Source organism: Serratia sp. K1WW1 (genome assembly GCF_055790865.1).
The window spans coordinates 4,104,811-4,119,982 of the sequence record NZ_CM147697.1 but is presented as its reverse complement, the minus strand read 5'-3'; the positions used below and the strand labels follow the sequence as shown (position 1 = coordinate 4,119,982).

At 54.1% G+C, this 15,172-nt stretch carries 14 protein-coding genes; 10 read left to right on the top strand and 4 right to left on the bottom strand.

All coding sequences use genetic code 11. From position 1 onward, the window contains the following. Window positions 1–161 precede the first annotated feature (161 nt). Window positions 162–1,169, top strand: a complete 1,008-nt coding sequence (trpS, locus tag ACX9GU_RS18600) for a tryptophan--tRNA ligase (protein WP_021180458.1) — start codon at window positions 162–164, stop codon at window positions 1,167–1,169. 36 nt (window positions 1,170–1,205) lie between these two features. On the opposite strand, the gene ACX9GU_RS18595 is transcribed toward trpS, so the two are convergent. Both ACX9GU_RS18595 and ACX9GU_RS18590 read right to left on the bottom strand, forming a co-directional pair. Then, window positions 1,206–2,435 (bottom strand): MFS transporter, encoded by a 1,230-nt coding sequence (locus tag ACX9GU_RS18595; RefSeq protein ID WP_438272322.1) that lies wholly within the window; start codon window positions 2,433–2,435, stop codon window positions 1,206–1,208. 317 nt (window positions 2,436–2,752) lie between these two features. After that, complete coding sequence (locus tag ACX9GU_RS18590) at window positions 2,753–3,658, bottom strand: GntR family transcriptional regulator (RefSeq protein WP_473192508.1); 906 nt, start codon at window positions 3,656–3,658, stop codon at window positions 2,753–2,755. Between the two features lie 149 nt (window positions 3,659–3,807). Between ACX9GU_RS18590 and ACX9GU_RS18585 the strand changes: the two genes are divergently transcribed. From ACX9GU_RS18585 to ACX9GU_RS18545, 9 genes are all read left to right on the top strand, one after another. Further along, entirely contained in the window at window positions 3,808–4,833 is a 1,026-nt protein-coding gene (locus ACX9GU_RS18585) for a zinc-binding alcohol dehydrogenase family protein (RefSeq protein ID WP_473192507.1), read from the top strand. Between the two features lie 71 nt (window positions 4,834–4,904). Further along, a complete protein-coding gene (locus tag ACX9GU_RS18580; protein ID WP_473192506.1) occupies window positions 4,905–6,359 on the top strand; it encodes a tagaturonate reductase in 1,455 nt (484 codons plus the stop codon). Window positions 6,360–6,508: 149 nt separating this feature from the next. Further along, window positions 6,509–7,342: a phosphonate ABC transporter ATP-binding protein gene (gene phnC / locus ACX9GU_RS18575; protein WP_473192505.1), complete on the top strand. Its 834-nt coding sequence runs from the start codon at window positions 6,509–6,511 to the stop codon at window positions 7,340–7,342. Window positions 7,343–7,379: 37 nt separating this feature from the next. Next, window positions 7,380–8,312, top strand: a complete 933-nt coding sequence (phnD, locus tag ACX9GU_RS18570; protein ID WP_422528055.1) for a phosphonate ABC transporter substrate-binding protein — start codon at window positions 7,380–7,382, stop codon at window positions 8,310–8,312. A gap of 336 nt (window positions 8,313–8,648) precedes the next feature. Next, window positions 8,649–9,784 (top strand): IS3 family transposase gene (locus ACX9GU_RS18565; protein WP_473192504.1). Its coding sequence is split into 2 segments (ribosomal slippage): window positions 8,649–8,910 and window positions 8,910–9,784, totalling 1,137 coding nucleotides; the frame shifts between segments, so codons are not numbered across the junction. A gap of 500 nt (window positions 9,785–10,284) precedes the next feature. After that, a complete protein-coding gene (gene phnE / locus ACX9GU_RS18560) occupies window positions 10,285–11,148 on the top strand; it encodes a phosphonate ABC transporter, permease protein PhnE (RefSeq protein ID WP_024486430.1) in 864 nt (287 codons plus the stop codon). Further along, complete coding sequence (phnE, locus tag ACX9GU_RS18555; protein WP_202670800.1) at window positions 11,148–12,035, top strand: phosphonate ABC transporter, permease protein PhnE; 888 nt, start codon at window positions 11,148–11,150, stop codon at window positions 12,033–12,035. The genes phnE (ACX9GU_RS18560) and phnE (ACX9GU_RS18555) overlap by 1 nt, the downstream gene beginning before the upstream one ends. 130 nt (window positions 12,036–12,165) lie before the next feature. Beyond that, window positions 12,166–12,630: a YehS family protein gene (locus ACX9GU_RS18550; protein ID WP_021180467.1), complete on the top strand. Its 465-nt coding sequence runs from the start codon at window positions 12,166–12,168 to the stop codon at window positions 12,628–12,630. Window positions 12,631–12,765: 135 nt separating this feature from the next. After that, complete coding sequence (locus ACX9GU_RS18545; protein ID WP_473192503.1) at window positions 12,766–13,704, top strand: cation diffusion facilitator family transporter; 939 nt, start codon at window positions 12,766–12,768, stop codon at window positions 13,702–13,704. Here ACX9GU_RS18545 and ACX9GU_RS18540 read toward each other — a convergent pair. Together ACX9GU_RS18540 and sseA are read right to left on the bottom strand one after the other, a co-directional pair. Then, window positions 13,699–14,211 (bottom strand): GNAT family N-acetyltransferase, encoded by a 513-nt coding sequence (locus ACX9GU_RS18540; protein ID WP_473192502.1) that lies wholly within the window; start codon window positions 14,209–14,211, stop codon window positions 13,699–13,701. The genes ACX9GU_RS18545 and ACX9GU_RS18540 overlap by 6 nt on opposite strands. A 13-nt stretch (window positions 14,212–14,224) precedes the next feature. After that, a complete protein-coding gene (sseA, locus tag ACX9GU_RS18535) occupies window positions 14,225–15,085 on the bottom strand; it encodes a 3-mercaptopyruvate sulfurtransferase (protein ID WP_473192501.1) in 861 nt (286 codons plus the stop codon). Between the last annotated feature and the right edge of the window lie 87 nt (window positions 15,086–15,172).

Here is a 15,172-nt window from a genome sequence, read left to right as displayed (position 1 = left end):
TAGCCGAATGAATATCTTCCCGCAGTTCACATCTTGTTTTAGCTGGTGGCGCCTTTTCTAAGGGCGGCACGGGTATTCATCCCTCTTTTTTAATGCCGCCGGTTTTGGCGGCATTTTTATAGCGTTGATCCGGCGGTCTGTTTACTTCCAGGAGCAAGGCTATGAGTTACACCATTCTGACTGGCGATCGCGCCACCGGTTCACTGCATTTGGGTCATTACGTCGGTTCACTGCGCCAGCGCGTTGAGCTACAGCATCATCATCAGCAAACGGTAATGGTGGCCGATCTGCAAGGGTTGACCGATAACGGCAGCAATCCGCAAAAAATCAGTGCCAACGTGCTAAACGTGGTGGCCGATTATCTGGCGGTGGGGATCGATCCTGCCAAGACTACGCTGTGCCTGCAATCGGCGCTCCCGGCGCTGGCAGAACTGACGATGTATTACCTGAATCTGGTCACCGTCGCCCGGCTGGAACGTAACCCAACTGTGAAAAGTGAAATCATCGAGAAAGACTTTTCACGCAGCCTGCCTGCCGGATTCCTGATTTACCCGGTCAGCCAGGCGGCGGATATCACCGCTTTTGGGGCGACTCACGTGCCGGTCGGCGAAGATCAGTTGCCGATGCTGGAGCAGACCAACGAGATTGTCCGGCGCTTTAACCGTATCGTCGATCGCGAGGTGCTGGTGGAGTGCCAGCCGTTGCTGAGCCGCGTAGGAAGGCTGCCGGGGCTGGACGGGCAGGGCAAGATGTCGAAATCACGCGGCAATACCATCATGCTGGGGGCCAGCGCTGATGAAGTGCACAAGGCGGTAATGAGCATGTTTACCGATCCCAACCACCTGAACGTCAGCGATCCCGGCCAGGTGGAAGGCAATATGGTGTTCACCTATCTGGACGCGTTTTGCGAGGATGCCGCGCTGGTGGCACAGCTGAAGGATCACTATCGTCAGGGTGGGTTGGGGGATGTGAAGATTAAACGGTTGTTGGAGGATTGCCTGCAAACCCTGCTGGAGCCTATCCGCACCCGGCGGGCCGAGTATAGCGCCGACAAGGGCGAGCTGATGCGCATTCTGAAAGAGGGCAGCCAGCGGGCCAATCAGGTGACCCAGGGCACCTTGGCACAGGTCAAGTCTGCTCTGGGTCTGGATTTTTTTGCCTTGGATTGACTATCCCTCTCCGGTTGGAGAGGGATAGTCTGACGATCAAGCCGCGCTGTCGGTGATCGGGTGTTTGACGATAAACACGTAAGACAGCGCCCCGATCAGGGTAACGCAGGAACAAATGGTCAGTGCCAGGCTGAATGAGTTGGTGGTATCCAGGATCCAGCCGGTGATCACCGGGGCAAACGAAGCGAACACAAAGCTGGCAAAGTTTTGAATGCTGCCCACCGAGGCGGTCATACGGGACGTGACCGCCACGTGGATCAGCCCCCAGCAGGAGGTGCCGGCAAAGTGGATACAGAACAGCGCCATACTGATTAATGCCACCGCGCTGGTGGTGGTGGTGGCCTGTGCCACGACGGAGGTAAAGCCTGCGGAAAGCAGCATACCGGCAACGATACAGATTTTACGGCTCTTGAGCGGAGCCATGCCTCGGCGTACCAGGAAGTCGGTGACAAAGCCGTTTGACAGCATGCCCGCCGCACCAAACAGGAACGGGATTGCCGCCAGCATACCGGTACTTTTCAAATCCAGATGGTAAGTGGTCTGCAGGTAGCCCGGCAGCCAGGCCAGATACAGCCAGGCGGTGTAGTTGATGCCGCTAAAGCCGATCATCATCCCCCACATGGTGCGGTTCTTGAACAGCGAACGCCATTCCTTGAAGTTCATCGGTTCACGGCGCGCGCTGACGCTACCGGCGTTGAGATAGCTTTGCTCCTGCTCGGTGAGTTTGATGTCTTCACGGTTGCGATATAGCATGTACCAACCAATGGACAAGGCAATGCCAAGTAAACCAATGGTGATGAACATCCCGCGCCAGCCTAACACTAGCATCATGGCGGTGAGGATTGGTGGGCTGATGGCTAACCCGATGGTGGAGGCCGAGTTAAAGATCCCCATCGGCATGCCGCGATCTTTGATGTTGAACCAATCGTTGATGACTTTCACGCCGCAAGGGTTCATTGGCGCTTCGCCGATCCCCAGGCCGATACGCACCCAGATAAACTGGGTAAAGTTGTGGATCATGCCCGACATCGTCTGGAACGCAGACCAGATAAACATCCCCAGACCCAGCATGATACGCGGGCCTTTGCGATCCAGCAGCGGTCCACAGGGTAATTGAGCAATCCCATAGGCCAGCGAAAAGGCGGAAAGTAGCAGGCCGATCTCGGTACCGCTCAACCCCATTTCTTCACGAATGGTGGAGTTGGCGACGGACAGCGAACTGCGATCGAGAAAATTAATCACGGCAGCAAAAAATAACAGGATCATTGCCGTAGTCTGGATTTTTTTAATTCTTGCAGAGCGCTCCGCTATGCCGCCTTTAGGTATAGGATTAATGCTATCTGAATAACTGTCCGCCGGTTTTTTTCCAGTGCTCACGGTGGTTATCTTTTCCATCACTCGCCTCTATATTCCGTATTAATAATAGTTATTCTTCCGGGGCATAGCCCTGGTTCGGTGTTAACAACGGTATGTCTTTCGGCAGTGAGCCTAGGCGGCGAAAATGTTTTATGGTGTCTTTTTTAACCGGTTCCGTGCGACGGTTACGATTTTGCTGTTTTTAATCGGTTTTTTATCAATAAAAATCAGCAGGCGTCCTGTTTGATGGAACGGATCATCGACTGTTTGGCAGTATCAAGATGGCGGTGCAGCTCACGGGCGGCCTCCTGATCGCTGCGGCAGATCAGGGCGCTTAAAATGGCCATATGTTCTTCAATTGCAATAATATTTCTTTGCTTCAGGTCGGTTTCATCCCATTGATAATGGAAGTGAAAAATCACCGATATGATTTCCAGCGACTGATTGAAAAACGGATTGTTGGCGGCCGACAGGATCAGGGTATGGAAGTCACGATCCAGCTGAGAGAACAGCCGATAATTGTCGCTGATGGTGTCGCGCAACTCGCGATGGCGGTTCAACAACTCCTTGGCCTGCAACCAGCGGCTATCCTGTGCGGGCAGGTTGATAAAGCGTGACAGCGCGTGGGTTTCCAGCATTTGCCGTAGCTCAAATAGTTGCTCGGCATAGTTCAAATCAAACTTTTTCATGCTCCATTGGCCGCGGCGCACGTTGTCGATAAGGTCAAAGCGGCTGAAGCGCAGCAGGAATTCCCGCACCACCACTGGGCTGACGTTAACCGCGCGTGAAAGTTGCAACTCGGTGAATGAATCCCCCGCGCGCAGCTGCTTTTGGTTAATCATCTGATAGAACGCTTTCTCAAACAGCTTGCCTTGCTCGTCCAGCGAATGGCTTATACATTCAAAGCCGTCTTCCGCCAGCGGTAAGCGCACAATCACATAATCATCATTGACCTTCTCCAGAACCCCACGTTGATGGAGGTGCGTCAGCGTGTGGCGCACGGTGGTGCGGCTGATGTTATACATTTCCGCCAGCCCCGCCTGGGAAGGCAGCGGTGAGCGGATATGGCCCTTGATGATGCCGTCGATCATCTGATTAACCACGTTCTGGCGGAGGTTTTGCGTTCTGCTCATGGGATCCCTCTGTAGGTTTAGATGTTTTTTAAGCATTTAAAACCCATTTAAACCGGTTTAATTTGTGCTGACTCACAAATTCTCTTCATCAGTGCAATACACTTGTTCTTTTTGCGGGATAACAGCTCCACATCACAGGAGGAGGGATCATGACCACAATGAATACGCTAGTTTGCCTGGAGCCGACCCGGCTGGTTTACCAACAGAGGCCGGTGCCACAACCTGCGCCAGATGAGGCCGTACTCAAAATACTGACGGTAGGCATTTGCGGTACCGATATCCACGCCTGGTCTGGTCAGCAACCGTTCTTCAGCTACCCGCGGGTGCTGGGGCATGAAATATGTGGTGAGGTTGTCAGCATCGGTGTCCAGGTTAGTGAATTGCGCGTCGGGCAGCGTGTGGCGGTGATCCCTTATGTTTCCTGTCATCACTGCGGGGCATGCACCAGCGGCAGGCCCAATTGCTGTGAAAATATCTCGGTGATTGGCGTACATCAAGACGGCGGTTTTAGCGAGTTTTTAAGCGTGCCGGTGAGCAACCTGCTGGCCGTGGATGATGTGGAGCCCCAAGCGGCGGCGCTGATTGAACCGTTCTCTATCAGTGCTCATGCCGTGCGCCGAGCGGCCATCGAACAGGGCGATCATCTATTGGTGGTAGGGGCTGGGCCGATTGGCCTGGGGGTTGCGGCTATCGCCAAGGCGGACGGGGCAACCGTGATCGTGGCCGATACCAGCGCAGAGCGACGTGCCCATGTGGAAAACATGCTTGGGCTGACCACACTAGATCCGTCGGACGCCGGTTTTGACGCGGCTTTAAGAGCTCAATTCTCTGGCATGCTGGCGGCAAAAATCATTGATGCCACCGGCAATCAGCATGCGATGAACCATAGCGTCAACCTGATCCGCCATGGTGGCAGCATTACCTTTGTCGGCCTGTTCAAAGGCGATTTGCAGTTCTCCGATCCGGAATTCCATAAAAAGGAAACCACCATGATGGGGAGCCGCAATGCGACCAAAGAAGACTTTATCAAAGTTGGGCGCTTAATGGCTGCCGGAAAAATAACGGCCGGGATGATGCTTTCCCATCAATTTGAATTTGCCACGTTGGCAGATATTTATGAAGCGGAAGTGATTAATAATAAACAGCTGATTAAAGGCGTGATTCATTTTAACTAACTCGATTACTCCCCCAGGTCTTGCCGATATTATTTTACGACCTGGGAGATCACCGGATGCAAGGAGCAATAATGAAACAACTCAATCGCAGTGAATTTCCTGGCGCGCAGTATCCCGACCGCATTATCCAATTCGGTGAAGGTAATTTCCTGCGCGCCTTTGTCGATTGGCAAATCGACCTGCTAAACCAGCATACCGGGCTGAATGCCGGCGTGGTGGTGGTGCGGCCAATTGACAGCCAGCAGCCGCCTTCGCTCAATACTCAGGATGGCTTGTACACCACCATTATCCGTGGGCTGAATGAGCAGGGGGAAGCGGTTTGCGAGCCGCGCCTGATCCGTTCGGTCAACCGGGAAATCAACGTTTACCAACAGTACGACAGTTATTTGGCCTTGGCACGGGATCCGGCGATCCGCTTCGTGTTCTCCAACACCACCGAAGCGGGGATCAGTTATTTACCGGACGATAAGTTTACCGACGCTCCGGCGGCCAGCTTCCCGGCCAAGCTGACGCGGCTGCTGTTTGAGCGTTTCAGCCATTTTGACGGAGCCAAAGACAAGGGCTGGGTATTGCTGCCGTGTGAGCTGATCGATTACAACGGCGAAGCGCTGAAAGAGTACGTATTGCGCTATGCGCAGCAATGGCAGTTACCGCAGGCATTCACCGATTGGCTGAACGATTGCAACACCTTCTGTTCAACGCTGGTCGATCGTATCGTCACTGGCTACCCACGTGATGAAGTAGAACAGTGGCAACAGCAGTTGGGGTATCAAGATAGCTTCCTCGACACGGCGGAACATTTCTATCTGTTTGTGATCCAGGGCCCGCAGTGGCTGGCGCAAGAGCTGCATCTGGATAAGTTGGATCTGAACGTCCACATCGTCGATGACATCAAACCTTATAAAGAACGCAAGGTAGCGATCCTCAACGGGGCGCATACGGCACTGGTGCCGGTGGCATTCCTGGCCGGTTTGAATACCGTGGGCGAGGCCATGAGCGACGAGCAGATCGGCGGCTATGTGGCACGCACCATTGCCGAAGAAATTATGCCGGTGCTCGATCTGCCGCAGGAAGAGTTACGGCCATTTGCCGAAGCGGTACAGAACCGTTTCCGTAACCCGTTTATTCAGCACCAGCTGCTGTCGATTGCGCTGAACGGCATGACCAAATTCCGCACGCGTATTTTGCCGCAGCTGCTGGCAGGCCAACAGAAAAATGCCGCGCTGCCGAAACGGTTGACCTTTGCTTTGGCGGCGTTACTGGCCTTTTATCGTGGCGAGCGGCAGGCGGGCAGCTATGCGTTGCAGGATGATGCCCATTGGCTAGTGCGGTTTGAAACCCTGTGGGTTGCGGTTCAGCACCGGGATATGACGCTCGCGGCGTTGGTAGAAAACGTGCTGGCGGATGAGGCGCACTGGGGACAAAATCTCAACGCCGTTCCTGGGCTTACCGCTGCCGTGACCACCGATCTGCAAGCTATTCTTGACCAAGGGATGCGAGCGGCATTGGGTGAAATAGAGCGCTGATAAAACCTCCGTCCACTTATCTTAATCCTACCCACCATGGGAAATGGCGTTGAACGTCATTTCCCGGCCATAAAATCATCATCTGCGTGTCATACAGTTATTCGTTAATAGGTGCCCATAAGATTAGCCACTGAAATCAGAGAAATCATATGGCGCAGGCACTGTTAAAACTGGCACCGACCGACTATCCAGGGCAGCAACCGTTCCCTCTACGCAAGGTATTAGCGGTCAAAGGCCTGGGCAAGGCTTACCAATCTCAGCAACGCGTCCTCGACGACATCAATTTTGATCTGCACGCCGGGGAGTTTGTGGCGGTGATCGGCCGCTCCGGGGCCGGTAAATCTACCCTGCTGCATACGCTTAACGGCACCATCCCTTCCAGCTGCGGCGAGATGCTGCATTTTGCGGACGATGGGGTGGCACAGGATATCGCACAACTCTCGGCCCGCCAGATGCGCCAGTGGCGCGCCCGCTGTGGCATGATCTTCCAGGATTTTTGCCTGGTTCCCCGGTTGGATGTGATCACCAACGTGCTGCTTGGCCGCCTCAGCCACACCTCGACGCTGAAATCCTTCTTCAAAGTGTTCGACGATGCTGACCGTGCGCGGGCTATCGAGCTGCTGCAATGGCTAAATATGCTGCCGCATGCGCTGCAACGTGCCGAGAACCTGTCCGGCGGCCAAATGCAGCGCGTCGCCATCTGCCGTGCGCTGATGCAAAATCCCAAAATTCTGCTGGCCGATGAGCCGGTCGCCTCCCTCGATCCGAAAAACACCCGCCGCATTATGGATGCGCTACAGAAAGTCAGCGAAAACGATATCGCGGTGATGGTCAACCTGCACTCGGTCGAACTGGTGAGGGAATACTGCACCCGGGTGATTGGCATCGCCCAGGGCAAAATCATTTTCGACGGCCACCCGTCGCAGCTTAACGATCGTATTTTGCAGCAGCTGTATGGCGAAGAAGCCAATCAGATCCATTAATCACTTGAACGTCACTTTTACACACAGGGCATGCGCAATGAAAAAAGTATTCACACTGACCACCATGATGGCCGGCGTAATGATGGTATTTAATGCAGGTGCAGCGGATGCGCCGAAAGAGTTGAACCTGGGGATCCTGGGTGGGCAGAACGCCACCCAACAGATTGGCGATAACCAGTGTGTGAAAGATTTTCTCGATAAAGAGCTGAACGTAGACACCAAGCTGCGTAACTCTTCCGACTACTCTGGCGTGATCCAGGGCCTGCTCGGGGGCAAGATCGATCTGGTGTTGAGCATGTCGCCTTCGTCGTTTGCTTCGGTGTATATCAAAGATCCCAAAGCGGTCGATCTGGTGGGGATCGCGGTGGATGATACCGATCAGTCACGCGGTTATCACTCGGTGGTGGTGGTGAAAGCCGACAGCCCTTACAAAAAGCTGGAAGACCTGAAAGGGAAATCCTTCGGCTTTGCGGATCCGGATTCGACCTCCGGTTTCCTGGTGCCAAACCAGGTGTTCAAGAAGCAGTTTGGCGGCACGCCGGATAATAAATACAACAACTTCTTCTCCAGCGTCACCTTCTCCGGTGGCCATGAGCAGGACGTGCTTGGCGTGTTGAACGGCCAGTTTGAAGGTGCGGTCACCTGGGCCTCGATGATTGGCGATTACAACACCGGCTATACCAGCGGAGCCTTCAACCGGATGATCCGTATGGATCATCCGGATTTGATGAAGCAGATCCGCATTATCTGGCAGTCGCCGCTGATCCCGAATGGCCCGATCCTGGTGAGCAACTCCCTGCCTGCGGATTTCAAAGCCAAGGTGGTTACCGCCATCAAGAAGCTGGATACCGACAACCATCAGTGCTTTATCAAGGCGATGGGCGGCAAGCAGCACATTGGCGACGTCAAGCTGGCGGAATATCAGACCATTATCGATATGAAGCGTGAGCTGACCAAGGGCGATCGCTAAGGCGGCTTCGTTCCCGACCCCTCACCCTAACCCTCTCCCAAAGGGAGAGGGGACTGACCGAGCCACAAATTAATTACCGTATTCAACCTGTACCTTGGACGTGCTACAGATTGGCTTCATGTCCTTGCCCATAACACCGAGCTAGCTTCCTCTCCCTGTGGGAGGGTTGGGGAGAGGGGAATGGCATATCTGAACCTGCTCCTTCAACTTCTAATCGAGTTGCGTAGGAAAGGGCCAAAGATCGAGCTCTGTTCCTGATTACAGCACTGATGTGGCTTAATGATCTTGGACACCGAATAAGGGTGATAAACTTCCCTGATACAAAAGAGGTGTCCAATGAAAGGCAGACGTACTTTTTCTCCAGAATTCAAATGTGAGGCTGCAAGCCTTGTTCTCGACAGGGGGTACTCAATTGTACAAGCCTGTGAGGCAATGGGAGTGGGCAGTACGGCTATGCAGCGCTGGGTACACCAGCTCGCCAGTGAACGAGGTGGAGTAACACCAACTACCGGAAAAGCCCTGACTTCTGAGCAAAAACGCATTCAGGAACTTGAAGCTCAAATCCGTAGGATTGAACGCGAGAAAAATATCTTAAAGGAGGCTACCGCTCTCTTAATGTCGGAATCGTTCACTCGCTTGAAATGATTAAGATATTGAGCGAGCGTTATCCTGTTGTTGAACTGTGTGTTCTCTTTGGTGTTGCACGTAGCCGCTATTACTACCGACGGCTTCCAGAGAAGACGGTGAGAAAAGTTCAACGAGAGCGCGTGTGTGCGCTTCATAAAGAAAGTCGTGGCTCTGCAGGAGCTCGGACATTGTCAGCGTCACTCACTGCTGAAGGTCATGTGGTAGGCCGGTATAAAGCTCGTCGGTTGATGAAAGAAGCCGGGCTGAGAAGTACACAACAACGCAAACACAGTTACCGGTTAGCGACAGATGAAGCGAGGTATGCCCCCAATCACCTGACGCGCGCCTTCAATGTTGAACGACCGAATACAGTCTGGTGTGGGGATGTGACTTATATCTGGGCGGGTCGATGCTGGCTTTACCTGGCGGTGGTGTTGGATCTCTATGCCAGAAAGGTAGTGGGTTGGTCTTTATCGTTATCACCGGATAGCGTACTGACTGGGGATGCGCTACGTATAGCTTATGAATCAAGAGGATGTCCTACGGGAGTGATGTTCCACTCAGACCAGGGCAGCCATTACAGTAGTCGAGCGTACAGGCACAAGTTAGAGCAATATCAGATAAAACAAAGCATGAGTCGGCGTGGTAACTGTTGGGATAACGCGCCAATGGAGCGGTTCTTCAGAAGCCTGAAGTCAGAATGGATCCCGGAGTATGGTTACGAGACAGTGGCCGAAGCCAAAGCAGATGTCCTGAGCTACATAACGCATTACTACAACCATCGAAGAGTACATAGCTTTAATGATGGCCAGACGCCGCATGCCAAAGAGAGGCATGCGGCGTAAAAAAACCTTAATCGGTGTTCGATATTACTAGACCATTACACTCTCCCTGTGGGAGGGTTGGGGTGAGGGGAATGGCATATCTGAACCCGTTCCTTCAACTTCTAATCGAGTTGCGTGGGAAAGGGCCAAAGATCGAGCTCTGTTCCTGATTACAGCACCGAGCTAGCTCCCTCTCCCTGTGGGAGAGGGTTGGGGTGAGGGGAATGGCATATCTGAACCTGCTCCTTCAACTTCTAATCGAGTTGCGTGGGAAAGGGCCAAAGATCGAGCTCTGTTCCTGATTACAGCACCGAGCTAGCTCCCTCTCCCTGTGGGAGGGTTGGGGTGAGGGGAATGGCATATCTGAACCTGTTCCTTCAACTTCTAATCGAGTTGCGTGGGAAAGGGCCAAAGATCGAGCTCTGTTCCTGATTACAGCACCGAGCTAGCTCCCTCTCCCTGTGGGAGAGGGTTGGGGTGAGGGGACAATACTCTCCACTACAAGAAGATGGAAAGCGATTTTGAATACCGACTTTGCACACTACTACCAACGGATCCGCAGTAAGCAGAAGCGTGAAACCTTGCTCTGGTCGCTCGGGCTGGTAGCGCTTTATCTTGGCGCAGGCAATATTGCCGAGTTCAACCTGCATACCGTCTGGGTGTCGATCCCCCATTTCTTTGACTATCTGGCAGAAACCATCCCGGTACTGCACTGGCCGCTGCTGTTCGCCGACGGCCATACCGAAGGCTCCTTCGCCTATTGGGGCTACCGGTTGCATATCCAATTACCGTTGATTTGGGAAACTTTACAGCTGGCGCTGGCGGCGACCATCCTCTCCGTGCTGGTGGCGGGCGGGCTGGCCTTTCTGGCGGCCAATAATACCCACAGCCCGGCGACGCTGCGCTTTGCCATTCGTACGCTGGTGGCGTTCTTGCGCACCATGCCGGAGCTGGCCTGGGCGGTGATGTTTGTGATGGCGTTTGGCATCGGTGCCATTCCCGGTTTTATGGCGCTGGCGCTACACACCATCGGCAGCCTGACCAAGCTGTTCTATGAATCGATCGAAACCGCCTCCAACAAGCCGGTGCGCGGGCTGGCCGCCTGTGGGGCTACGCCGTTACAGCGTATGCGTTTCGGCCTGTGGCCGCAGGTCAAACCGATCTTCCTGTCCTACAGCTTTATGCGGCTGGAAATCAACTTCCGCCAGTCGACCATCCTCGGCCTGGTAGGGGCAGGCGGAATAGGTCAGGAACTGATGACCAATATCAAACTCGACCGTTACGATCAGGTCAGCATGACGCTGCTGCTGATTATCGTGGTGGTTTCGTTGCTGGATTACGCCTCCGGTGAATTACGTAAACGCGTTGTCGAGGGGAAAGCCTAATGTCCGTTCAGCCGATCTCTGCCACCAATTTGCAGCAGCTCAAGCAGCAGAACCCGGAAATCTTCTCACGCCAAGGGCGCTATCTGCGCACCCTCGGCATGATTACCGTGGCGATTGTGTTGTATTACGTCTTCTTCTTCCTGGTATTTGGCATTTCCTGGCCGCAGTTTGCCAACGGTTGCCAACAGATTAGCCGCTACTTTATGCGTATGTTTGTCTGGCACGACTTTGCCAACTGGCCGTTTGGCTATTATTTCCAACAGATCTTTATCACCCTGGCGATCGTGTTTGCTGGCACCATTACGGCAACGCTGCTCGCTTTACCGCTGTCGTTTCTTGCCGCGCGCAACGTAATGTCCTCGCCTGTGCTACGGCCAATTGCGACGCTGGTACGCCGCCTGCTGGATATTCTGCGGGGCATCGATATGGCCATCTGGGGCCTGATTTTCGTGCGTGCCGTTGGTATGGGGCCGCTGGCCGGGGTGCTGGCTATAGTGATGCAGGATATCGGCCTGCTTGGCAAACTGTATGCCGAAGGCCACGAAGCGGTGGATAAATCCCCCAGCCGTGGGCTGACGGCGGTGGGTGCCAATGGGCTGCAAAAACACCGTTATGGCATTTTCACTCAATCCTTCCCGACCTTCCTGGCGCTGAGCCTGTACCAGATTGAGTCCAATACCCGTTCGGCGGCGGTGCTCGGTTTTGTCGGGGCAGGGGGGATCGGCCTGGTCTATGCCGAGAACATGCGGCTGTGGAACTGGGACGTGGTGATGTTTATCACCCTGATCCTGGTGGTGATCGTGATGCTGATGGACAAGATCTCCGCCATCCTGCGTAACAAATATATCGTTGGCGAAGAAATTCCGCTTTACCCGAAAAATCATTAACCTCTGCGGGTAAACCCTGGTTTGCCCGTGGAAATTCCATTGAGAAACCCCCGCCGGATCCCTATACTGCCGCCATGCAAGGTGTGCAACGCTGCACGCCTCTCCTGATTGACAAGCGAAAGGCTATTCCATGATTAACAATGATGTGCTGCGCAGCGTGCGCTACATGCTGGCTATTAATGACGCGAAGATGGTAGAGATCGTCAAGCTGGACGGTTTTGACGTCGATGTCGCAGCCATGGGGACCTACATGATCAAGGAAGGCGAGCCGGGTTTTGCCAACTGCCCCGACGAAGTGATGGCCCATTTCCTCAATGGCCTGGTGTTCTTCAAGCGTGGCAAAGACGATAAATTCCCGGCACCGGCGGTAGAGCTGCCGATCACCAACAACCTGGTGCTGAAAAAGCTGCGGGTGGCGTTTGAACTGAAAGATGTCGATCTGCACCAGATTTTTACCGCGGTGGAATTCCGTATCTCCAAGCCTGAGCTGAGCGCGCTGTTCCGCAAAGAAGGCACCAAAAACTATCGCCCATGTGGCGATCAGATGCTGCGCTACTTCCTGAAAGGGCTAACCCAGCGCATACGCGGCGCATAATCCTGCGGATCACGGCATCAGGCGTCCTCATCGAGGGCGCTTTTTTTTGTGAGCCCCGCATTTGTCGATCATACTCAGTATGATGCCGCCTGGCGGTAGAACGTGCCCGAACTTTCCGACTGAAATAAGAGAATTATGACGACAGCACCCACCACGTTGCCACCGGTGTTAACCAGCACGGCAATAGAACAAAAAATACTGCGCAGGTCGATTTTCTGCACGCTGTTTATTGCCAGTGCCGGGATCGTGTTTGGGATTGTCTGCGGTTCCATGTCGATCGTGTTTGACGGCATGTTCTCGGCGTTGGACGCGGGCATGTGTTCATTATCTCTGCTGGTGTCACGCCTGCTGGGGCAACCCCATAGCCGCCGTTTTCAGTATGGGTTCTGGCATGTCGAACCGCTGGTGCTGGCATTTAATGGCAGTTTACTGACGTTGCTGTGCCTGTATGCTTTTGTGAACGCTGTCAAAGGCATTGCCGACGGAGGGCGCGAACTCGAATTGGGCTGGGCGATTGTCTATGCCGTTACCGTCAGCGTGTTCTGCTTTACCCTCTATATTAAGCAGAGCAGGCTGAATAAGCAGGTCAAGTCGGAACTGATCGCGCTGGATAACAAAAGCTGGCTGATGTCGGCCTGCATCAGTTCGGCGTTATTGGTGGCTTTTATTCTTTCCTGGCTAATGGAAGGCACCCGTTATGAATACCTCAACGTCTATGCCGACCCTGTCGCGCTGGCACTGTTGACGCTGGTCTTGATCCCGGTGCCGATCAAAACGGTAAAATCTGCCATTCAGGAGGTATTGCAGATGACGCCGGACAGCCTGGATGCCAAGGTGGAATCTATTATGGCGCAGCTGACGCTGGAGTATGGCTTCCTGGATTATTCCAATTACGCCACCCGCGTTGGCCGTGGGTTGTTTATTGAGATCCACATCGTGATCCCGCCAGAGATGGAACACAGCGGCGTACACAAGCTGGATAAAATCCGTGACCAGATAGCCGACGCGATTGGTGAAGATAGCCCGCACCGATGGCTGACCATCTCCTTTACCCATAACGCCAAGTGGCTATAGGTTTTTCGCCATCACCCACATGGCCACGGATTGGCTGACGCTGGTATAGCTCTCCTCACCCACGATCGCCATGCCTTGGCGCTGATAAAAGCGTTGGCCAGCCACGTTGCTTTTCAGCACGTCCAGCCACAGGATTGGTTGCTGCCTCTCAATGGCACGTCGCTGTACTTCGGCATATAGCAATTCCCCATAGCCGCGTCCGGCAAACTGCGGCAGGAAATAAATCTTCTGCAGCTCGGCCCCGAGGGTTGCGGTCGCTACCTGCAGGCTGTCGAAATTAAGCTTGGCAAAGCCTACCGGCGTCTCCCCCTCATAGGCAAGCAGCCAGCAGGTATCGCGGTCTTGCAATGAGGGCTCCAACGCTTGTTCTGCAAAATCCTTGGACAGAAACGCCTGCAACTCCTGCTGGTTTTGCCAAAGTTCGGCAAAGTGAGCGAGGTAGCTGGCAATCCCGATTTCCCGCACGGTCGCTAAATCAGCGGGCAACGCTTGACGGATCGTGAACACGATAGCCTCTCTGTTAGTGGCCAGTTGACTCATCTTCGGCGATCGGCTGCTTGCCGCTCAGTGCACCCCATTCGCTCCAGGCACCGTCATAGAGTTTCACCTGCTTGGCACCCAGTGATTGCAGGCCAAAGGCCAGCACGGCGGCGGTGACCCCAGAGCCACAGCTGACGATGGTGGGCGCGTCGATATCGACCCCTTTTTCATCGAAGGTTTTTTTCAGCGCCTCGAGTGATTTGAAACGCCCGTTCTCCAGCAGATCGCCATAGGGAATATTGATGCTGCCCGGAATATGGCCACGGTGCAGGCCAGGGCGCGGTTCCGGGGCTTGGGCATAGAAACGCGGTGCGGCACGGGCGTCGAGGATCTGCCGCTGGTCGTTCATCGCCTGTTCCACCTGCTGCATATCCACCACCGCTTCGGCATTAAAGTGCGCGCGGAAGGTGGCGGGGGTAGGCTGTGCGGTGCCGGTTTCCAAGGCGTTACCGCGTGATGTCCAACCCTGCAAACCTTCATCAAGCACGAATACGTTCTGCGCGCCGAAATTACGGAACGTCCACCAACCGCGTGGGGCAGAGAACTGATTGCCTCCATCATAGAAAACAAGGGTCTGTTGGTCATTAATGCCCAGTTTACCTACGGCGGCGGCAAAGGCTTCTGCCGTGGGCAGCATATGCGGCAGCGCCGTATTTTTATCCGCGACGTCGTCAATATCGAAATACACCGCACCGGGAATATGGCCCCGCTCAAATTCGGCTAACATGTCTTGCTTCGGCACCTGGCCGACAGGCGCCATACGCACGTCAACCAGCGTCAGATTCTCATCGTTGATATGTTGCTCAAGCCATTGCGCGGTCACTAAAAAAGCAGAGTTCATGATTATTGTTCGCCTGTCAGGACAAAGAAGGTTTTCACTATACCTCAACGATCTTGCATATTGGTATGCTGCGGTTTGAAAGGGAGC

Coding starts and splice junctions, on each gene's coding strand:
- phnD (WP_422528055.1), top strand. CDS start 7,380: ATGAAAAAAGTATTCACACTGACCACCATGATGGCCGGCGTAATGATG.
- ACX9GU_RS18545 (WP_473192503.1), top strand. CDS start 12,766: ATGACGACAGCACCCACCACGTTGCCACCGGTGTTAACCAGCACGGCA.
- ACX9GU_RS18595 (WP_438272322.1), bottom strand. CDS start 2,435: ATGATCCTGTTATTTTTTGCTGCCGTGATTAATTTTCTCGATCGCAGT.
- phnC (WP_473192505.1), top strand. CDS start 6,509: ATGGCGCAGGCACTGTTAAAACTGGCACCGACCGACTATCCAGGGCAG.
- ACX9GU_RS18585 (WP_473192507.1), top strand. CDS start 3,808: ATGACCACAATGAATACGCTAGTTTGCCTGGAGCCGACCCGGCTGGTT.
- ACX9GU_RS18580 (WP_473192506.1), top strand. CDS start 4,905: ATGAAACAACTCAATCGCAGTGAATTTCCTGGCGCGCAGTATCCCGAC.
- phnE (WP_202670800.1), top strand. CDS start 11,148: ATGTCCGTTCAGCCGATCTCTGCCACCAATTTGCAGCAGCTCAAGCAG.
- trpS (WP_021180458.1), top strand. CDS start 162: ATGAGTTACACCATTCTGACTGGCGATCGCGCCACCGGTTCACTGCAT.
- ACX9GU_RS18590 (WP_473192508.1), bottom strand. CDS start 3,658: ATGAGCAGAACGCAAAACCTCCGCCAGAACGTGGTTAATCAGATGATC.
- sseA (WP_473192501.1), bottom strand. CDS start 15,085: ATGAACTCTGCTTTTTTAGTGACCGCGCAATGGCTTGAGCAACATATC.
- ACX9GU_RS18550 (WP_021180467.1), top strand. CDS start 12,166: ATGATTAACAATGATGTGCTGCGCAGCGTGCGCTACATGCTGGCTATT.